Source organism: Peribacillus sp. NPDC094092 (assembly GCF_050279365.1).
Taxonomy (GTDB): Bacteria; Bacillota; Bacilli; order Bacillales; family DSM-1321; genus Peribacillus.
Genome location: NZ_JBNNUC010000006.1, coordinates 135,053 through 156,525 on the forward strand (window position 1 = coordinate 135,053; position 21,473 = coordinate 156,525).

The following is a 21,473-nucleotide window of genomic DNA, read 5'->3' on the forward strand; positions in this document are numbered from 1 at the left end:
CTTAAATGAATTCTTGCCAATTTTCTCAACCTATATATACCATTAGTGTGAGGACTAATTATAAGATCCTCCCTCATTTTATAAGCATTTATTGAAGGTTTCCATGGCCAATCCATTATATTGGGTGTAATCAAACTTCGCTAGTTTAGGTTTATCATTACTAACCATGGTAGATAAGCCCTTTTCCAGTCCATCTATGCTATTTTCGACAAGTAAACCATATTTACCGTTTTCCAAAACGGTTCGGTTAGCCACTATATCAGTAGCCATGATTTTCATTCCTAAAGTCATTGCCTCCAATAATACCATAGGCTGCCCTTCATAATGTGAAGAAAGAACGAAGCAATCACATTTTTCCATGAACGAAAATGGATTTTCAAGCTGGCCCAAAAGATGAATGGAATGATTTAAGTCCAGCTCATCAATAATTGCCTGCAAATCTTCCTTTAAAGGTCCTTGTCCTAAAATATACAGTTTACTATTTTTATGTTTTTCATGAAAGCCTGCGAATGCACGAATCAAATTATCTTGACCTTTTTCAGGTGATAATCTTCCCATATTGACAAAGGTAAAATCATTTTTATCAGGATATGGAACGAATTGATTGTTCACTTCCAATCCATGGACCTCTTGTACGCTTAACGCCTGTTTATCGATCCAGCCTATAGATATCCCGTCCAATAATAGATGGGCATAAGTGCCAAGTTGGGTAACCGCTTCTTTATCGAATTCCACGATCCTGCCATTGAAGCTTGCCCCATTTTCCAAGACCATGGCATCTTGCAGCCCATAAGGCTTATCCCAAATATTATAATCGCCTAAGTTAATTTCGGCAGTGCCGCGCACTTCCCGTTCTTTTAACAGGATTGGCTCTTCTATGACTTCGAATGCCCCCGTATTTAACCAGCCAATTTTCTTATTATCGATTTCGAAAAGGTAATAGCCGCCTTTGTTGGTTCTGTTATACTTTATGATTCTGACGATTTGTCCTTCAAAATCGATTGCCTTGCTCACTCTCTTGGCCTTGTAGTTCGGATAAGCCTTCGTCCAAATCGTATGGTCTTCCGGATTAGTTATTTTTCCGTACTTCTGATTACCCGTATTTATTTCCTTCAGCGTCCTATTCTCGATCTTATCAATGAATTTTTTATGGTTTTTATAGTTTCTGGATATTATATACTTTCTTTTCATCATGATTTGCAGCTTGTCATTTAAGCTCATGTCTTCATTGATTGTACAATGTTCCAGCATGGATAAAGCCGAATTATCTATCCAGCCTATTATTTTATCTTTTACAGATATCCTGCTGTAAATCGAATGCTGGGTTTTTGCTTCCTTATCGACTTTTACAATGACCCCCTTAAAATCATGACTGCCAGAAATCTTGTACGTGCCTTCAACCTTATACGGCAACGACCATATATAGTTCGATCGAGGTCTTACTAACCTTGCAATCTTATCCACTTCTTTTTCATAAATGATGCTGTCCGGCAACAGTTCCACGGCTTCTTCACTAATCCAGCCAATGATTTGATTGTTATGGCTGAATTTGTAAAAAATGTTCTGATCGGCATAAGCCTTTCTCGAAATCACGATTTCGGCACCTTCGAATCGTTCTCCCAGCGGAAATTGGGTCGCATTCGAAATTCCCGGAAGGGTATTCCAAACATGATTTTCCTTCACATCCCTTAATATCGCCCGAGCCTTGCAGTTTTCCGTGATCAATGCCCTTTCATCATTTTCGCTAACATCAGGTTCATTGGGCTCGATTTGAAGGATTTTATCCGGGTTGATCGAATTCATCACATAATCAAATTTATCGTAGTCTGCATACTCCAATAGATTCTTACGGTTCAATTCCATCGTTCCCTCGGAAACACTCACCAGTTTATCAAATCGATTGTACACCGAAAAAATCCCTCTTAGATTAATACGGTGAGGTCTCTTTCCATTAATGATTCGCTCACTATCAGAAAGCAAATCATTATGCATATAACAAACTTTCTTTTTTGCATCTGCCGCAAGCAGATATTTAGCCCAATAATGGCTATAACCGCTAAAATCGATCACATAGTCAAACTTCGTTTTACCGAATAAACGTGCATGCTCCCTAATATAGGCATTCTCCGGGTAAAGCTTCTTCCCTAAGAACCCTCTTTCCCCTCTGTTATGGATGAATTTATCTTTATAGACTTCCAAAATCTTATACACAGGCAAGCCAGGTTTGAATAGAAAACGCACATTCTTATTAACCTTGCCCATATTTTTCAAAACCTCGTGCGAGTGAGGAGTGGCAGTAAAACAGCTGACATCATATTTATCGTAATCAATATTATTCATTAAGTTAAGGAAAGAGGATGTAATTCCGTTATCCCTCAATCCACCTGGATAAATTAATATTTTTTCCTTTACGGAATCAAGGCCGGTAATTGTGTTCAGTTGTTTCGTAGACTTATTGAAAATATTATTGACTATTCGCTCTGTTACTTTTCCATCCTCATGATTCGTGAATTTTTCCTGCATTTTTTTATATTTATCGGAATATCTCAATTTCACATTTTTAATATCTTTTATGGCCAGTGCCAATTCTTTTGAGTTAAAAAGCATCGGTCCCGGGAGTTCGTCATTTTGGAGATATTGTCCCCTTTGCACAGCATAAACGTCCGTATCCCACGTGTAGAACAGAATGGGCTTATCCGTAACAAGATAATCAAAGAAAATGCTGGAATAGTCCGTGATAAGTAAATCGACTGCAGCAAGCAATTCATTTGTATCCACATGGTCAGGTATTAGTCGATCCTTGATTTCCGAATGCTTGGCAGCTTCTTTATATAGAAATGGATGCACCTTAATGAATAGGTTATACCGTTCACCGATTTGGCTTTGTAAATCATTTATATCTGCAATGATTTGAAGGAGATCGTTATCTACTTTGGCCAGATTCGTCCCCTTCCAAGTCGGGGCATATAAAATATTTTCCTTGGCATCGCTGATTTTCAAACCAAGAGTTCTTAGATAATCCATAAACTCCCCCGGATTCGTGTTCAGCGTCAAGTCGATCCTCGGATATCCTTCTTCTATAATTTCACCTTTATACAATCCATTTAACTTATAGCTATGTGTAAATATGTTGGTAGTATGGGCATTAGGACTCAAAATGAAATCCGCACTTAAAAAGTTCCTAACGACGTTTTGAGAGACTGAAGGGTTACCGGGTATATCAAAGCCCATATTCTTAAGGGGCGTTCCATGCCAGGTATTGATGTAAATTTGATCACTTTTAGGGATGAAGAAAGATTGAAATGTGGAGTTATTGATTAAATACTCACTTGTTGCCAACCATTTTAGATATTCCTTTGAATTACGTCGAACAAATTGAACATTCGGCATATCTTTATACTTCGCCATTACACTTGAGAGGGCACCGAAATCCTGGATGGACCAAATATGCATAAAATCTTGATAATCTTGATTTTCCAGCATATATTTAAACATCGAGTATGGACTGTCAGTCATACTGTTTCCATCACGACTCTCATATAGAATCGTGTTTTTTTGCACGCTTAATTTCTCATAATACTTTGCATATCTATTAACACGCTGATGGTTTTCCTTCATTAGGAAATTGGCGATAGGCTGTTTAAGGAAATCGACTTTTCTTTTCATTACCTTCTTATTCACTAAATAGGCATCCCCTTTTATCGATTTATATTCACCATTCAAAATTATGTTTACCGTTCATGAACCCAAAATAACAACTATGAATGATCAATAGTTGGAGATTTTTTAAAAAGACTACTCTATTAAATTAAACGTTTATGAATGGGCAGTAAAAGTTCATTTTTCCACTGCCTTGTGCAGTTCGAGGATATTTTCCATTACTTTTATGATATCGTCCCTTAAATCAGGACGTTGCAGGGCAAATTCAATGGTCGTTTTCACAAAACCATCAACAACACCGACATCAAAGCGTTTTCCTTCAAAATCGTAAGCGAAGACTTTTTGGATTTCATTCAGTTTTTGGATGGCATCCGTTAACTGGATTTCACCGCCGGCCCCTGTTTCCTGTTTGGCAAGGAAATCGAATATTTCAGGAGTCAGGATGTATCTTCCCATGATGGCTAAATTGGATGGTGCCGTTCCTTGTTTTGGTTTTTCGACGAAACGGTTCACTTCGTATCTTCTGCCTTCTTGCGTAAGCGGGTCAATGATGCCGTATCTATGTGTTTCGTTCTCATTTACCGGCTGCACTCCAATGATGGACGAACCTGTAGCATCATATTCATTGATTAATTGACGTAGGGAGGGCACATCGCTTTCCACGATATCATCGCCTAAAAGGACGGCAAAAGGTTCATCACCAATAAAATTACGTGCACACCAAACAGCATGTCCGAGGCCTCTCGGTTCCTTTTGCCTAATGTAGTGGATATTGGCTAAATGGGATGGGTATTGCACCTTCTCCAATAATTCGAATTTCTCTTTATCCCTCAAATTATTTTCTAGTTCGTAAGCATGATCAAAATGATCTTCTATCGCGCGTTTATTCTTTCCTGTGACAATGATTATATCTTCGATTCCCGCTTTCACGGCTTCTTCTATAATATATTGAATAGTTGGTTTATCGACTATTGGCAGCATTTCTTTAGGCATTGCCTTCGTTGCGGGCAAAAATCTAGTTCCCAATCCCGCTGCAGGAATAATGGCCTTTTTAACTTTTTTCATACTTTGTACTCCTTCACGTTAGGATAAATCTACAAAAAACACCATTTTTTTCTGAATCATCCTTTTCATAGTAACATAGACTCGTTTTTTGTAAATATATTAACAGAAAAAATACCCTTCTTTTGTAAATGAATCCATAATTTTAAACTTCCATCCATGCAATATCCCGCTTTCTACTTGAAAAAAATAAGGCCATTCCCCGATATTTCAGGAAAAGGCCTCATTTTTTTTTCACTATATCGCTAATAGGTCTAAAGACCTGAATAATTAGCTCTAATCATCATTTCAATCGATTTTAACAAGTCGTCTGCATCCGAATCTATTGCGACAACAGATCTGCCATTTCAACGTAAAAAAATGGACGCCACCACTAGGAGCGACGCCCACTAAATTATTCAGCTTCAGCAACAACGGTGAAGCGTTGATTGATATGCTTTGGAATTTCAATCTCATCAAGTACTGCAAGGGCGAAATCGGCATAACTTACATAGCTTTCACCCTTTGAGTTTACAAGTAGGTTGTCTTTACCCAATGTATAACTGCCCGTTCTATTTCCTTGCGGATCAAAGAACGCGGAAGGACTGATGAACGTCCATTGTATGCCAGTGGCATTTTGTAGATCGCCAAGGTTCTTGGATTGATTATAGGCTGTTGCAAAGTACTCTTTCGGGAACTCAGGCGTATCCAATACGCGGATCGTTTTTGCCTCGTCAACGAAAAGGCTTCCAGCTCCGCCAACAACGATCAATTTAGTTTGAGGAGCACCTTTCATAGCCTCAATCAAGATTTTTCCTGCCTCGACATGCAGATGTTCATTCCCTGGAGCAGCGCCAAATGCATTCACTACCACATCGAATCCTTTAATATCTTCAGCATTCAGATCGAACACGTCTCTTTCCAGAACGGAAGCTCCTTGAATTTGGACTTTACCCTCATCCCTGACAATGGCCGTAACATCATGTCCCCTAGTCAATGCTTCCTTTAAAATCAGACTTCCTGCTTTACCGCTCGCACCAATAATACCGATTTTCATGTTAAATTCCTCCTATATATTGTTTTTAAAACTTTAATTGTAACTTAATTACTTACATGTAATAATATAAGTTACATGTTGCCGTTTTGTCAACTTTATTATTTAGAGGAGTTCGGAGATATATTCGAGTTTCGTCGATATCTTGCGTTTTTCGGAGATATATCCTGGTTTTTCGTCGATATATTGCATTTTTCGAAGATATATCACGGTTTTTCGTCGATATCTTGCTATTTTCGGAGATATATCCTGATATTCCGCCAATATATTACTGGATTCGGAAATTTATCACGGTTTCTCGTCGATATATTGCTATTTTCGGAGATATATCAGGGTTTTTCGTCGATATATTGCATTTTTCGAAGATATATCACGGTTTTTCGTCGATATCTTGCTATTTTCGGTGATATATCCTGATATTCCGCCAATATATTGCTGGATTCGGAAATTTATCACGGTTTCTCGTCGAGATTTTGCATTTTTTCGGAGATTTATCCTGGTTTTTCGTCGATATCTTGCATAGTCCGGAGATTTATTACGGTTTCTCGACGATATATTGCAGATTTCGGAGATATATTCGCTTTTTTCGTCGATATCTTGCTGGGTCCGGAGATTTATCCTGGTTTCTCGACGATATATTGCCGGTTCCGGAGATTTATCCGCTTTTTTCGTCGATGTATGGCTATTTCCTGAGAAATATTCTGGCTTTTCGTCGAGATATGGCAATTTTCGAAGATATATAAAAAGCACCATTCCTTATAGAATGGTGCGCTTAATTATAAGCTGGTTTTCTTTTTCATTAGCAGTCCCATGCAGATAGTGATGAGAGTAAACGCGATAAAGGCCAAAAACGGGATCGTGATGAATCCTAGCCAATTGATATATTCCCCTGAGCAGGGAACACCGCTTTGACACATTTCGAAATGCTTTAGTGCTGGGATTTTTTGCAGACCATAGTGATATCCTGACACCAACATGCCCAAAATCGATAATGGGAGGATGTATCGGTAAATTTTCAGGTCTTGCTCATAAAAGGCACGGCCCAATAAAAGAACGAGCGGGTACATCAAGATCCTTTGATACCAACAAAAGGTACAGGGTACATAATGGAGAATCTCACTAAAGTAGAGACTTCCGGCTGTGGCGATGATCGATAGGATCCAAGAAAATAATAGTGGCTTGTTCATCACTATTTCTCCTTCGCTGCATCATCAACCATTTTCTCTAAATCATCAATTGTATTTCCTTCGAACTTCTTCCCATTGACGAACAAGGAAGGAGTTCCGGAAACGCCCAATTCGTCGGCCAAGTCCATATCTTTGTTCCATTGATCCTCTGAATTCCCGGCTTTAAAGGAGGATACGACCTTTTTCACATCTTTGTCATTTGCAATTTCTTTCAATGTTTCTTCCAAGAATTTGTCCGTAAATACATCTTCCTTTTCATATTTCAGGTCTTCTGGCTGCTTATCGTACAGAAGCTCATGGAATTTCCAAAAGGTATCGTTTCCTAATTCCTGATAAACACTTTCCGCAAATTTAGCGGATCTGGTTGAATCGACGTTAATGAACGAATAATTCATGAAATAAAATTGCGCTTTTCCTGTATCAATCAATTCACTTTGTATAGAAGGAAAGAATTGTTCTTCGAATGTCTTACATACTGGACATTTATAATCACCAAATTCGACTATTTGGACAGGGGCTGATTTTTCACCCAAATAAGGCTGTGATTTATAATCGATTTCATTAACGGCTGTATCTTCGTCCTTCCCCTTTGCCAAGAATATAAAGCCAATAATGATAACAGCAATTAACCCTATTATCCAAAACGTGAATGCTGAAGATTGTTTTTGATTACCCTTTTTTTTATTAGCCATCATATACCTCCATCACTTGTAGTTGTGTCGATATTCCTTCTCCAGCCATAGCGGCCGTTTTCAGTTCCCCCCTTCCTGTTGCTTTCACCTGTAACTGATTCATTTACACGTTATAATATAAGTTTCACCATGCTGGTTTGTCAATTACACATACTTTTTATTTTTGCCTTTGCAGAAACGGCGTTACTTGACAAGGATACGGTTAATGGATAAATATTATTCTTGCAGGCCATTATAACTTGTAACCACTTGAATTACATGTTAAATAATTTATACTATATAAGAATAGAGATTTTAAAGGAGAGAAAAAAGAGATGTCCATCAGTACCCGCTTTTCCGTAGGAATCCATATATTATCTCTTTTAGAAATAAACAAAGAAGGCGTTAACACTTCTGATTTTATTGCAAAAAGTGTGAACACCAACCCAGCCTTAATCAGAAAAATCACTGGCATGCTGAAGAATGCGGGTTTAGTGAACGTTCGTCCGGGTATCGCCGGAGCAACATTGGCCAAGGAATTATCGGATATCACTTTGCTTGATGTTTATCAGGCTGTCAACGTTGCCTCCGATAAAGAATTATTTGGAATCCATGAAAATCCTAATCCAGCATGCACTGTTGGAAGAAATATACAAAACACAATAGAACCCATCTTTTCAGTTGCGGAACTTGCCTTGGAAAAGGCATTGGGAGTGGTAACGATTGAGGATGTCGTTAGGGGTATTCTGGAAAAGGATAAAACGAAATAGTAAAAAAACACATGAGTGACTCATGTGTTTTTTTGTTATTTATATTTGGGAACTTCAATCGTCAGTTTATAGGAATCTAGTAAACTATACAAATTATAAATCTGTTTCACTTGTTTTGTTGCCCAGCCAATATCAGTCGCATACTGGTGTGAAGCATATCCATATTTCTCTGCGGCTGTTGGATTCCATCTCATTTTGTAAAGCGTATCCTGTCCAGCAGAGATATATCCTTTGGCAATGAATTCTGCACCGCCTATGATCGCCGCCTCAGGGGTGAACCAGCCTGCATTATAGGCGTACTGAGCGCCGCTGCTTAGCGCCGTTCCGTCAAATGCTCCCACTCCATACATATTATAGACCGTTTTCCCGTTAACCTTTACGCCAGTCGCTAACGGGGAAGTGCCATTCCCGGTCTCCAGCAAAGCATGTGAAATCAGGTAGATTTCATTGACCCCATATTTCTCCCCTGCAGCAGTGAAGGTTGCAGCTTGGCCTTGTAGAATCCCTTTACCTGAAAGGATTCTATTATTCACTTCTGAAACGTCCATGTTGGTGACTTGAGAGAGCTTGACGAATTGGAATGATTTGACTGGATCATCCACAAAATTATTCGGGTTAAGATTATATTCTATATCTTCCGGACTGGCATTTACCCATGTCTTGTTATAGTCCACCTCATACCAATAGTATCCGTCAGAGCCCTTTACTTTTGATTGAATATTCAATGATTGATTATTGCTGACAGGACCGACTACCCAATAATTAGATCCGGCTCCGCCCCTGACTCGCCATCCGGTTCCTTTAACCGTACCTTTTGTAGAATTGATTAAAATCAAACCATCTTCGCGAATGTAGGTTTTATAATTTTTATCCGTTTGACCATTTACAGCCATTTGAATTTCAACCATCTTTTCCATCGTAAGATTATACTCTTTATCAATCCTGATTATCGATTCATTCGAACTTCCTGGACCTTCCGGTGCTTTGACCGTTAAATATTGCGTACTGACATATCCCGTTTTTCCATTGGCCGTGACTCTTGACCAGCCATTGGATTCTGAATACACCGTTACGGCCGTATTGTTTACAAGCTTGGCTATAATTGATGCGGAAGTAGATGCTTGTGACCGCATATTCAGACTGGAGCCCTCATTCACATTCACATATTTAACTAACGTGTTTTCTTCTCCGTCCGGATTCAGCCCCGGTAAAGAACCAGGCTTCGTTGCTGATAGATATTGCGTACTGACATAACCTTCTCCGCCATACGCTTTAACTTTTGACCAGCCATTTGATTCCGAGATGACTTCTACCTCAACACCCCTTGCCAATTTCACAATGACGGAAGCACTTTCTGACGGCTTATTCCGCATATTCAGTGAACCCGTGCTGACATTTACATATTTCGTCGTCGTTTTTTCAGGTATGGATGGTTTGGAGTCCATTTCAGGCTTTGTCGTTGAGAGAAGGTCAGTGCTGACATACCCATCCTTCCCATTGGCCTTGATTTTCGCCCACCCATTGGATTCCGAATAGACCGTCACTTTCGTTCCTTTTGACAGCTTTGCGACTATATTCGCACTTTCCGACCCGCTTTTTCTCATATTGAGCATTCCAGAACTTACGTTTACATATTTCGTCGTCGTTTTTTCAGGCGTTACGGCCGTTGATCCCGTTCCTGGTTTTGTTGTCGATAGATATTTGGCACTGACATGGCCGTCTTTTCCATTGGCTTTGACTTTGGCCCAGCCTTTGGATTCGGAATAGACCGTCACTTTCGTTCCTTTTGACAGCTTTGCGACTATGTTCGCACTTTCTGACCCGCTTTTTCTCATATTGAGCGTTCCAGAACTTACGTTTACATATTTCGTCGCCGTTTTTTCAGGCGTTACGGCCGTTGATCCCGTTCCTGGTTTTGCCGTCGATAAATATTTGATGCTGACATACCCGTCTTTTCCATTGGCCTTGATTTTCGCCCAGCCATTGGATTCCGAATACACCGTCACTTTCGTTCCTTTTGAAAGGATGGCGACTATACTTGCTGAGGCATTTCCACTTTTTCGCATATTGAGGGAACCCGTGACATATTTCGTCGTCGTTTTTGCAGGCGTGGCTGACATTGCTCCCGATCCTGGCTTTGAAGCAGACAGATATTTGGCGCTTACATATCCTTCCTTTCCATTGGCTTTGACTTTCGCCCAGCCATTAGCTTCCGAATAGACCGTCACTTTCGTTCCTTTCGAAAGGATGGCGACAACGTTTGCGGTAGCTTTTCCACTTTTTCGCATATTGAGGGAGCCCATGCTCACATTCACATATTTCGTTGCCGTTTTAACCGTTGCCCCAGCTTTGGTTACCGTTCCTGGCTTCGTTGCCGATAGATACTTCGCACTTACATATCCTTCCTTTCCATTGGCTTTGACTTTCGCCCAGCCCTTGGACTCCGAATACACCGTCACCTGTGTGCCTCTTGTCAGCTTTGAGACTATGCTGGCACTTTCTATCCCGCTTTTCCGCATATTAAGTGAACCTGTGCTCACATTCACATATTTTGTTGTCGTTTTAACTGTTGCCGCAGCTTTTTTTACCGCTTCAGGCCTCGTTGCCGATAGATACTTCGTACTTACATATCCTTCTTTTCCATTGGCTTTGACTTTCGCCCAACCTTTGGATTCCGAATACACCGTTACCTGTGTGCCCCTTGTCAGCTTCGCGACCATTCCGGCACTTTCACTGCCGCTTTTTCGCATATTCAGTGAACCTGTGCTCACATTCACATATTTTGTTGTCGTTTTAATGGTTACGGCAGTTTTCGTTAAAGTCCCTGGCTTTGTTGCCGATAAATACTTGGTACTGACATATCCATCTTTTCCATTGGCTTTGATCTTCGCCCAGCCTCTGGATTCCGAATACACCGTTACCATTGTGCCATTTGCCAGTTTTGCAACTATGCTTGCATCCTCCGTCCCGTTTTTTCTCATATTGAGCGAACCGGAACTTACTTGTACAAACATGACCTCTATATTGGCCTGTTCCGCATGTAGTGGAGCTGCAGATATTTTTTCTTCGAAAGCAACTGTAGACAACACTGCAAAACAGAAAGTTGGTATAATTAATTTCTTCATCTTATTCTCCCTACTAAAGAATTATATTTTTAACATTTATTTAAATATCGGTTAAAATCAGTATAATAATATAGGTATATTTGCTCATTCGTTTAAAACATATCATATTCCTTTAGATCTATAGGGAGATAAAGGAGATTGTAATATAATAGTAAAATAAAAGACATTTAAGTAATAATATAGAAATATATGCAACGAAAGGCATCCGGAAGGCAAATGATGAATATAAAGTATATTGATATAATTACTGACCACTCAAATTAATGCTTTTGAGACGAGCATCTTTCTGCATTTACTGAATATACATAAAGAGTGAGCACACGATCCTCATATTTGACGGATCGAGGCAATAGCCTATATAATTACTGTATATAACTTATAAGAATCCTTCTGTTAAGGGGAGTAGCTATACAATGAAGTCGTCAGTACAGGATTGAATCCTCGGCTTTATTGGCAACTGATTTTAGTTGTTTGCAAGACCTTGCCGATTATTTGGTGAGGTCTTTTAATTTTTAAAAGACGGTATGACCAATAATCGGTCATACCGTCTTTTTTGATTCGAAAAATTGCACAATAGAGGTGAAAAGTATGCAGAACTATAATGAATTAGCTCAAAGCGTTAAGATTTCCGATGATAAAAAGCATATATTGCTTAATGCCGACCCATCTTTATCGCTTATCGGAAAAGGCCGAAGCGCATATGTATTCAAAATACATTCCACCAATAAGGCACTAAAAGTGTTTTTCCCGGATCATACTCACACAGCTAAAGTTGAAGCTGAAATATACAAAACCGTCCAATCCATTGAATACTATCCAACCCTATATGATGCGGGGGAAAATTACCTGGTTATAGATCACATTGAAGGCAACACTCTTTTTGAATGTTTAACATTGGGAATCCCGATAACGGAAGAAAACATTGCGGAGATAGACCATGCCCTGCAATTGGCAAGGAAAGAGGGATTGAACCCTTCGGATATCCATTTACGAAATATCTTCATCACTTCCGAAAAAAAGGTGAAGATCATTGACGTTGCAAGGTTTAAGCAGGTGAAATCCTGCAATCAGTGGCATGACTTGAAAAGTGCATTTCATCTTTTCTATTCGAAGTCATTTTTTCCGAAAAAGATCCCCAGCTTCATACTGAATTCCATTGCAGCGATTTATAAAAAGAGATTTCTGCCCATCTGATCCTTACCATAAAAAAATCACATTGGAGGCTTATATGAAAAAAATAATGACCATTGCTCTACTGTCCATCCTTACTCTAAGCGGATGCTCAGCTTTAGAAGAAGTCAATTCATCATTGGAGTATGCAGACAATGCGACGGAGTATGTGAATACCGTTAAGGAATTTGCCAATGAGGTGCCTGCATTGTCACAGGACGCCGTCACGAATGCCGAAGCAAGAACAAATCTTGAAAAAGAACTGGAATTGATGAAAACGGAGATTGAAGAATTCAATGCAACGGAACCCCCACAAATCGCTGAAGGCATCCATGAGAAAATCGTCAGCTCGAATCAACAGCTTTCGGATGGAATTGAATTATATCTGAATAATATTGAAAATGGCCAATTTGATCCTAAGGCATTGGAAGATTCAGAGATAATGAAATCGATCGATAATATAACAGGATTGGCAAAACAAATTGAAGATTTGGGTAATTAAGCATCCTGCAATGAATAAAATGGAATCACTTGAAACAAATTATTGACATGAAACCAAAAGGTTTTATATAATCAACAAAGCAAAACCAATTGGTTTCATATTTTCACTTAAAAAGGAGAATCAGTATGGAAAATCAACATACACTACAGGATATCAAGAAGACGGTTATTCTTGAAGCCCCCATCCAACAAGTTTGGGATACAGTTTCGACTGCAGAGGGCATCGCTTCATGGTTCATGCCAAATGATTTTCAACCGAAAGTGGGACATGAGTTCCATGTGCAATCACCTTTTGGTCCATCTCCTTGTAAGGTAACGGAGTTAGATGCTCCTCATCGTCTTTCATTCAGTTGGGATACGGACGGTTGGTCCATTTCCTTCATTTTAAAAGAACTAGACGGCAAAACGGAGTTCACCCTTATTCATGGTGGTTGGAAAGAGCCGGAAACGATTCTTCCGAAACCGAATGAAAAAAGCTCAGTGATTCGCGATAGAATGGATCAAGGCTGGGAACAGATCGTTCATGCAAAACTTAAAAAGGTTGTTGAGGGCTAAGTGTCTGCAACAGAAAAGCATGATGTATTTCAGGCTATCGCCGACCCAACCCGCCGAAAGGTCCTGCAATTGCTTGCAGAAGGGGATTTACCCATTTCAAAAATCACTTCTCACTTTTCCATGAGCCGTACAGCTATTGCCAAGCATCTTCATATCCTTTCTGAAGCTGAATTGGTCAGCGGCCGGAAGGTAGGCAGAGAGAAACGCTTTCGGCTTCAGCCAGAACCTTTAGCGGAATTGAAACAGTGGCTTTCTTTTTACGATCAATTCTGGGATAACAAATTATCCATCCTTAAACACGTGATTGAAAATTCAGGCGAAAATGGATTGAAAGTCATCGATAAAGAAAAGGACACGGATGAACCATCATCATGAAGAAAACCCCCGGTGCATTGCACCGGGGGTTTTTTCATTCGTTTATGCATCCATCTCCACATTATGCGCTTTGCGCTTCCTGATGACCATCGTTAACAATAGTAGTAGATTGAAGACAATGATGCATCCAGTAAGGAACACTATACTCGTTGTCAATGCATCAGCTCCAAGGCTCGTACTCATCGCCTGACGGAAGCCCATGACAGAGTATGTCATCGGAATGAACGGGTGAACATGACTGAAGAAGTTATTGGTCAGTTCCACAGGGAACATCCCTCCGCTTGCACCTAGCTGTAATACAAGGAATATCATCGCTAATAAACGACCCGGGTTTCCAAATCCTACGGTCAAGAAGGTGACGATGAACATGAAAGTAAGGGAAGTCAGTATGGAAACCCCAATGAATTGCCCCATGTTCTCGACCTGTAAATCCATTCCCCAAATCATGATCGCATCCAACACCAATGCTGAAAGCGTCGCTTGGATAAACAGGACCGTAAATTTACTGAACCACCATGCCACTCCTGAAGTAGGTCTTGTGGAAGGCAGGCCTGTCGGGAATCCCATATTGAAAGCAATGGCCCCTACAAATAAGCCAAGAGACAATACATAAGGAGCCAGTGCATGGCCATAATTCGGCACGTCACTGCTTTTTTGTTCCTTAACTTGTGTCGGTTCCGCAATCATGCTGTAATTATCATCGGTTGTTTTGTTTTCACTTATTTCTTCTGCTCCATCACCGAGTTTTTCCGAAAGCTCGACCGTTCCATCTTTAAGTGAGGATATGCCATCACCCAATTTACCGGAACCTTCAGCAAGTGCCGAGGAACCTTCATTGATCTTTCCTGCCCCATCGGCAAGCTGGATGACTCCATTGCTTAAAGTAGGCAGATTGCTTGCCAATTGTTCAGTGCCCTCAACAAGTGCTGATGAGCCATCGTTCAAGGCAGCTGAGTTGGCATTCAGTTCATTGGCCCCACTAGCAAGTTTGCCTGCCCCTTCGCCAACTTGGTTAACACCAAACACATACTTCTCAAGACCATCCCCAAAGGAGGTTGACCCTGCTTGAAGTTGTGAAACTCCATCAACCAACTGACCAGATCCCTCAGTTAGTTTTGATAGACCATTATTCAACGAGGAACCGCCTTGTGCTAACTGGTTGATCCCCTTCACTAATTCCGGTGTCCGTTCATTTAAACTTTGTGTTGCCGCCGTTAATTGATTGCTGCCTTCAACAGCCTCATTCAAGCCGCCATTTAATTGGGCTGCACCAGGAATCAATTGTTCTTCAAGTGCGTTCCTTATTGCCGTATATCCGTTTAACGCTGAAACAGCGTTTGGATTGACTTTATTCACCGCATTATTTAAATTGGCCACTTGTTCTGGAAGCTGGCCTAATCCATTCAATACTGGCATTACTTTATCCTTTAATTGCGTTGATAAGCCGGATACACTTGCAGCAAGAGTCGATGCGATTTGTTTTTGTGCTTCCGCCTGTTTTTGAGTTTCATTTTGAATGACCCCGATTAATTCGGATTGTTGTTCACTGGTCATGCTTTTGAATGCTTCCGTGTTTTGAACGGCATTGATCGTGCTCTGACCATTATTCGCAATGGTTGATTGAAGTTCCGTTAAGGCCGCTTGGCTGTTATTGAGGTCTTGGGTAATGCCAGATACGGTACCGGAAGCGCTGCTCCCTGCTGGAACCGCTTCTTGCAATTGATTGACACCGCTTTGAATGCTTGTCAGTCCTTGCTTAAGCTGACTCAGCTGTTCTTCGGCGGGCAATTGGCCATCCATTTTTTTCAGGCCGTCATTTAACGCTTGGCTTCCTTCTGCCAGTTTATTGATTCCCTCATTTAAACTTTGCTGGCCTGCTGCCAATTTTGGAATTCCAGTCGATTGGTCCGTCAGCTGGCTTGCATTTTGTGATAATTGATTCAACCCATCATTCAAATTCGCACTGCCTGTTTGCGCTTGTGCCAATCCCGTATTTAAAGTTTGCGCTCCTGGAACCACTTTAGCCAGTCCAGTCGAAAGTTGGGATGAACCTTGTATAAGTGCATCACTATTATTAGTTAACTCCCCTGTGCCTGATGCGAGTTCGTCCGCACCCTTCTGCAACTGGCCGACACCTGAGGTATATTGTGAAATTCCCTTATTTAATTCCGACGCGCCACTTTCAAGCTTGTTGGCTCCTTCCAAAAACTCGCCGACGCCGACTTGAAGTTTATTCGCACCATCTTCAAAAGTTAATGTGCTGGAAGCTAATTTATTCAGATTTTCCGTCACTTCTTTGTTTCCATCTTGCAGTTTTTTTGCCCCGTCATCCAGTTTTGATGCCCCATCTGCCGCATCATTGAATCCATCCCCGATTTCATCCAGCTGGGAGAAAATCGCTTCCGCATATTCTTTTGTGACACTTTCGGCAATTTCCGTTCTCAAATTATTCGTTGCCTGTTTTCCGACCGTTTCAGAAACGAAACTGCGTCCAGGATTCACGTCATACGTCAAATTCATTTTTTTTGGCTTATCATCCATGACGGTTGCAGCATTTTTCGAAAAGTCCTCCGGAATGGTAACGACCATATAATATGTACCATCGTCAAATCCTTTTTTCGCTGCTTTTTCCGTTACGAAATGCCATTCTAAATCATCATTGTCCTTTAATTGCTCGATTAGCTCATTACCTACTGTTAAGGTTTTACCCCCATACTCCGCCTTCACATCCTTATTCACGACTGCAACAGGCAATTTGCCTGTATTTCCGTATGGATTCCAGGCGGAACTGAGAAATAATCCCCCATAAATAATCGGGACGAACAGTAAAACGATCGCGACACCGACCAGTTTTCGATTTGTAAGGAAAAGCTTCCATTCTTGTTTAAGCATGTTCACTTCTTTTCACCTTTCTTTTCACGCAGTACATCACTCAATGACGTTGAATTCCAATTAAGAGTCGGTATGTCCGTGGTGCCAAAGCTTTCTTTCAGCAAATCTGCCACTGTTTGGCTGGAAAAGAACTCTATCAAAAGTTGATCCGCCCGGGAAAACATCCGACGAAGGACGTCCATCCCCTTCTCTGCATACTCTCCATCTTTAAACGCTTTTTCTATAAGCCCTGTATCCGGAAACATCGAAATGGGGCCTTCCATCGCCTCAATAATTTCAAGGTTTTTAATCTTATCTACACTTTTGGCAAGAGTAAGGCCGCCATTATTGCCAGGAACGGAAGTGATTATCTGCTTAACGACCAGTTTCCTTATGATTTTTTTCAAATAAGAAGGAGACACCTCCAATCGCCTGCTGATCTCATTGGACGAAAGCGGTACATTTTTATCCTGGGTGGAGAGGATAACAATGATGCATATAGCTTGCTCGACCCCTTTTGTTAATTGCAAATCAGTTCACCTCTTTCTATATGTATATGGATGTTTGATATCCATAATGGATATTCGGTATCTATAATTAAAACCCGATTCTTCTTAGAAATCAAGTTTTTTCTAGCAAAAATTCCTAAAAAAAATGAACCCCTCATGACAGCATAATAAGGGGTTCACCTTTCAAGTTTTTTATTATAGGTCGTTTAGAAATTCATTGACCGCTTCTGGCGTTTTAGCATTAGCACTGTGCAGATGTGCAACCTTTTCCCCATTCTTAAATACTAATAGTGATGGAATTCCCATTACCGTTTGCTCGTCTGAAATCTCAGGGAACTCGTCACGATCGATTGTAAACCACTGTTTGTCTTGATGTTCTTGCGTGATCTCATCGATGAACATGTCTAAACGTTTGCAGTCTGGACACCATGTAGTCGTAAAAATTCCAACCGTCAATCCTTCTTGGGTGATTTGTTCACGGTATTCTTGTTCAGTTTTGATATTTTTCATGTTTTTCTCCTCCGGGCTTTTATACTTCAATCCATGAATGAATGTACTCAAGGATTAATATATAATTAATTCCTTCACAGTACAAACGGTTTATCCTGGACATTCTAACTCTTGCCCGGTTCATGTACCTTTTCTATGCTTTGGGCAAAGCCGCATTTTCTTGGAATCCTAATCTCTCGCTTACAAAAGAGGATATCCTCGAAATGAACTCCTATTTTCATCAATGAAGATATAATGACAGCTTTTTTCAAAAATGATCAATTCACTGTCAGGAATTCTTTCAGCGATGAGAATGGATGCCTCTACAGGAGTGATCCAATCATGACGGCCCCCTGCCACTAATGTTGGACACGGTATTTGATCCAGTTGGTCCACGATGTCAAATGTTTTCAAAAACTTGGCCCCTTCATTGGCCGCTTCCCAATTAAAATTCGATTTCTTCTTTCGGATCATCTCTTTTTTCGCTTCCGTTCTTACTTTTCCCCTTGATGAGTAAAAATAGAGCGGTTCCATGACCATATTGAATTCAGCCATATGCTGTTTTTCCATAGCCCCCGCAAATAGAAGGTTTGCCATCCTTTTTTGATCAGCCGTCCCGGTTTCCTCTATTTTCACCAACGCCTCTTCCCCGAAAACATGGCTTGGCGATGTTGCGATCAGGAGCAGGGCAGCCACACTGTCCGGATAGCAAATGGCGTACTTTTGTGCAACCATCCCCCCATAAGAATGTCCCAATACAATAACTTTTTCCAACCCTAAATAATTTCTGATCGCCTCTAGATCCTCCACATTATTCTCCAGGTTATATGTCGATCGCGGACCGCGCTCAGACCTTCCACAACCTCGCTGATCCATGTAAATCAACTGCATCGATGCCGAAAGCGGCGTAAGGAATGACTTAAATCCAATATGCTCGCCACCAGGTCCTCCATGAATGACGAAACAGACCGGCTTCTTTCTCCATGAATTCCCTTCAGGCACCAATTCCGCCCCTTCCACATCAAAATATATTTTTGTGCCGTTAACCTTTGCGAACATCCTGCCCCCCCCCCCCCTTTTTCATTACAAAAATAATCAAGCAGCCTCCCATTCACTTTTATTGTCTTTGGAAAACTTCTTTGCAATAAGGCTTACTCCAATCATTACAATCACATTTATGAGGAGCGCGACCAGACCAATGTTCAAATCTTTAATGGCTTGCGGCAATGCCGGGAAAAGCGTCCCAATTGTAGCGCTTGTTATGGTTGTATACCCAACAGTGGCTAAACCGGCAATGATGCCCGCTGACGCACCCTCTTTCGTCACGAAGTTATTTTGCAGGAGACTGGCGATGAAAGATGGGAATAATTGAGTCACCATGCTGTATCCCATCAATAAAAGGGCCACGATCGTATTTCCTCCAGTCAAAGTAAAATACACGGCAATGAGAGCAAGAACAGGTACGAGCAACTTGGCAATCGTCGTGATTTGTTTATCCGAGGCGGAAGGAGAAAAATGCTGATATACGTTTTTGGCAAGCAGCGTCGCTGAACTCATTAAAATCATCGAGCCAGGAACAAGGGCCGTCAATAGTCCCGCTGCCCCGATGACCCCCACGAACCAAGGATCGAAGGTATTGATCGAAAGCTTCAAAAGCGCAAGATCCATATCCGGCCCCTGCAGGCCAGGAACTTTAATGATGGCGGCATAGCCGACAAAGATCGCACCGACGGATAATGCTCCGTAAAGCGGAAGGATGAACGCATTTTTACGGAATGTCTTGGCACTTTTAGCTGTATAGGCAGAACCGAATGTTTGCGGCCACATATAGAAACCTAACGTCGTCAAGATGATCGTGGATATAAACCAAGAAGCACTCATCCCCATATCCGGCAGTGTCAGGAAATCAGGCTTCACGGCATTGACTGCTTCGAACATCGGCTGGATTCCGCCAAAATAATGAAGCGGAATGTAAATCCCTAAAAATAAAGCGACCAACGCGATCATGATGTCTTTGAGAACAGCTGTCCAAACCGACCCATGGATACCTGAAATCATCACATAAGCCGTAACTGAAACAGCTCCGATCCAGACGGCAACCGTCGGGGAAATCGAACCATAGGAAGTAGTCGAAACGATGATTCCCAGGCCCTTTAATTGCAGCACCAAAAAAGGTACAAGGGCCAAAACACCGACGATTGAAACAAGTACCCCCAATAACGGACTTTTGTACTTTTTAACATAAAAGTCTGCTTGTGAAATGAGCTTATGTTCATTTCCGTAGCTCCAAATGGCAGGATAAATCCAATAAGAAAACAGGTAGCCCAATGCTGCGAACGCAGTTCCGTACAAAGCCGGACCGCCTATCCCATATGCCCACCCGCTGGAGCCCAGGAAAGTGGAGGTGGAATAAATCTCTCCCGCCAGTAAAATCATGATGATGAAAGGGCCGAACCCGCGTCCGCCGACCGTCCACTGTTCAAGGTCCATGTCCTTGCCTCTTCTTGCCCTAATCCCTAAATAAAGTGACAGCAACAGGAAACTGAAAATAATGATGATCGCAATATTCATTTCTCTTCCCTCTCTTTATTCTTGGGATCTAGCATATAAATGATAAAAACGACTAAAGCGGTAAAGATCAGCCACGAAAAGTTCCAGAAAAAGAATAGCGGCATGCCAAGGATGTACGGTTCGATACTATTAGCCCAAAAAGGCCCGCCAAGTATGGCGATTACAGGAATTAAAGAAAGAAAATAAATGGGTTTCATGTGATTCTCCTTGTCTAATGAAATGAACTAAATGTGGTAACTCGAAAGATGGATCCTCTTTTATTCATCACCTGGCGAAGCGCGGAGCCGTCGCAGTTCATAATCCCCCTTTCTGAGTCGTCAATATGTGATATTGCTTTTAATCTAGCAATCCTCATGCCAATATTGAAATTTTCTGAAATAAACAGAGTGAATGGGGTATATATCAAGGAGGGTAAAACTTATAATCGAGGATAAATCAACGTGCCGTTGATGGGGAATCCTTAGTAATGAGTAAAAAAAATTTTACAAGTAAAAATTTTTTTCATCCCTTATAGGGAACATGAGTCACTACAGTTTTTTTATATACGTTCCAAGTGATTTCAGAAATCCGCCCCTTTCCGCCAACCGTCTGCGACTGTTGGCGTCCAAGGGAGACCCCACAGTTGCAAAGGCACCGAGAAGGCTCGAAACGAGTAACTGGAGTGGAAATCATGCAGTACAACCAGGCCTTGTTTAAAAATCATGGTTCGCACCTTTTTGCTGTCCACGGCTAATGGTCCGATGTCCACTTCCGAATCCTCTTTGGTCAGCAAACTGAAAAAAGCCACTATCCAGTGGCTTTTTCACATCATTCCTATTGGGAGAGTAAGCTGCCGGGAAACACCAAACTTATCTGATAACCAGCCGAACTTCTTACTAAAGGAATAATCACCCAATGGCATCAGCTCTTGTCCGCCATCTTAGT

General features: G+C 41.1%; 17 protein-coding genes and 1 pseudogene. 5 read left to right on the plus strand and 13 right to left on the minus strand.

What is annotated here, in order from left to right:
* Nucleotides 1-78: 78 nt before the first annotated feature.
* From ACQKNS_RS23085 to ACQKNS_RS23105, 5 genes are all read right to left on the minus strand, one after another.
* Nucleotides 79-3,681 carry a CDP-glycerol glycerophosphotransferase family protein gene (locus ACQKNS_RS23085; protein ID WP_427645619.1) on the minus strand — a complete coding sequence of 1,201 codons (3,603 nt, stop codon included), beginning with the start codon at nucleotides 3,679-3,681 and terminating at the stop codon, nucleotides 79-81.
* A gap of 156 nt (nucleotides 3,682-3,837) precedes the next feature.
* The gene (gene galU / locus ACQKNS_RS23090; protein WP_427645620.1) at nucleotides 3,838-4,725 is read right to left on the minus strand and encodes a UTP--glucose-1-phosphate uridylyltransferase GalU; all 888 of its coding nucleotides are present in this window, start codon (nucleotides 4,723-4,725) and stop codon (nucleotides 3,838-3,840) included.
* A gap of 391 nt (nucleotides 4,726-5,116) precedes the next feature.
* Nucleotides 5,117-5,758, minus strand: coding sequence for an NAD(P)-dependent oxidoreductase (locus tag ACQKNS_RS23095; RefSeq protein ID WP_427645621.1), 642 nt, complete (start codon nucleotides 5,756-5,758; stop codon nucleotides 5,117-5,119).
* 773 nt (nucleotides 5,759-6,531) lie between these two features.
* Nucleotides 6,532-6,942, minus strand: a complete 411-nt coding sequence (locus ACQKNS_RS23100; protein ID WP_427645622.1) for a disulfide oxidoreductase — start codon at nucleotides 6,940-6,942, stop codon at nucleotides 6,532-6,534.
* A 2-nt stretch (nucleotides 6,943-6,944) separates the two neighbouring features.
* The gene (locus ACQKNS_RS23105; protein ID WP_427645623.1) at nucleotides 6,945-7,634 is read right to left on the minus strand and encodes a DsbA family protein; all 690 of its coding nucleotides are present in this window, start codon (nucleotides 7,632-7,634) and stop codon (nucleotides 6,945-6,947) included.
* Between the two features lie 314 nt (nucleotides 7,635-7,948).
* Between ACQKNS_RS23105 and ACQKNS_RS23110 the strand changes: the two genes are divergently transcribed.
* Nucleotides 7,949-8,383: an Rrf2 family transcriptional regulator gene (locus tag ACQKNS_RS23110; protein ID WP_260285165.1), complete on the plus strand. Its 435-nt coding sequence runs from the start codon at nucleotides 7,949-7,951 to the stop codon at nucleotides 8,381-8,383.
* A gap of 35 nt (nucleotides 8,384-8,418) precedes the next feature.
* Here the strand turns inward: ACQKNS_RS23110 and ACQKNS_RS23115 are convergent, their stop codons facing one another.
* Nucleotides 8,419-11,508 (minus strand): SH3 domain-containing protein, encoded by a 3,090-nt coding sequence (locus ACQKNS_RS23115; RefSeq protein WP_427645624.1) that lies wholly within the window; start codon nucleotides 11,506-11,508, stop codon nucleotides 8,419-8,421.
* A gap of 588 nt (nucleotides 11,509-12,096) precedes the next feature.
* Between ACQKNS_RS23115 and ACQKNS_RS23120 the strand changes: the two genes are divergently transcribed.
* The 4 genes from ACQKNS_RS23120 to ACQKNS_RS23135 all read left to right on the plus strand — a co-directional run bounded on the left by ACQKNS_RS23120 (nucleotide 12,097) and on the right by ACQKNS_RS23135 (nucleotide 14,109).
* A complete protein-coding gene (locus ACQKNS_RS23120) occupies nucleotides 12,097-12,702 on the plus strand; it encodes a protein kinase family protein (protein WP_427645625.1) in 606 nt (201 codons plus the stop codon).
* Between the two features lie 34 nt (nucleotides 12,703-12,736).
* Nucleotides 12,737-13,180: a DUF6376 family protein gene (locus tag ACQKNS_RS23125; protein WP_427645626.1), complete on the plus strand. Its 444-nt coding sequence runs from the start codon at nucleotides 12,737-12,739 to the stop codon at nucleotides 13,178-13,180.
* A gap of 125 nt (nucleotides 13,181-13,305) precedes the next feature.
* Entirely contained in the window at nucleotides 13,306-13,734 is a 429-nt protein-coding gene (locus ACQKNS_RS23130) for an SRPBCC family protein (protein ID WP_427645627.1), read from the plus strand.
* The gene (locus tag ACQKNS_RS23135) at nucleotides 13,735-14,109 is read left to right on the plus strand and encodes an ArsR/SmtB family transcription factor (protein WP_427645628.1); all 375 of its coding nucleotides are present in this window, start codon (nucleotides 13,735-13,737) and stop codon (nucleotides 14,107-14,109) included.
* Nucleotides 14,110-14,151: 42 nt separating this feature from the next.
* Here the strand turns inward: ACQKNS_RS23135 and ACQKNS_RS23140 are convergent, their stop codons facing one another.
* From ACQKNS_RS23140 to ACQKNS_RS23170, 7 genes and pseudogenes are all read right to left on the minus strand, one after another.
* Nucleotides 14,152-17,001, minus strand: a complete 2,850-nt coding sequence (locus tag ACQKNS_RS23140; protein ID WP_427645732.1) for a YhgE/Pip family protein — start codon at nucleotides 16,999-17,001, stop codon at nucleotides 14,152-14,154.
* 2 nt (nucleotides 17,002-17,003) lie between these two features.
* Complete coding sequence (locus ACQKNS_RS23145) at nucleotides 17,004-17,510, minus strand: RrF2 family transcriptional regulator (protein WP_076370178.1); 507 nt, start codon at nucleotides 17,508-17,510, stop codon at nucleotides 17,004-17,006.
* A gap of 174 nt (nucleotides 17,511-17,684) precedes the next feature.
* Entirely contained in the window at nucleotides 17,685-17,999 is a 315-nt protein-coding gene (locus ACQKNS_RS23150) for a thioredoxin family protein (RefSeq protein WP_427645629.1), read from the minus strand.
* 180 nt (nucleotides 18,000-18,179) lie between these two features.
* Nucleotides 18,180-19,037 (minus strand): alpha/beta fold hydrolase, encoded by an 858-nt coding sequence (locus tag ACQKNS_RS23155; protein WP_427645630.1) that lies wholly within the window; start codon nucleotides 19,035-19,037, stop codon nucleotides 18,180-18,182.
* Nucleotides 19,038-19,073: 36 nt separating this feature from the next.
* Nucleotides 19,074-20,549: a sodium:solute symporter family protein gene (locus ACQKNS_RS23160; RefSeq protein ID WP_427645631.1), complete on the minus strand. Its 1,476-nt coding sequence runs from the start codon at nucleotides 20,547-20,549 to the stop codon at nucleotides 19,074-19,076.
* Complete coding sequence (locus ACQKNS_RS23165) at nucleotides 20,546-20,746, minus strand: DUF3311 domain-containing protein (protein WP_063595989.1); 201 nt, start codon at nucleotides 20,744-20,746, stop codon at nucleotides 20,546-20,548. The genes ACQKNS_RS23160 and ACQKNS_RS23165 overlap by 4 nt, the downstream gene beginning before the upstream one ends.
* A 605-nt stretch (nucleotides 20,747-21,351) precedes the next feature.
* Nucleotides 21,352-21,468 (minus strand): annotated as a pseudogene (locus tag ACQKNS_RS23170) (VOC family protein); the annotation flags it as partial.
* Nucleotides 21,469-21,473: the final 5 nt, after the last annotated feature.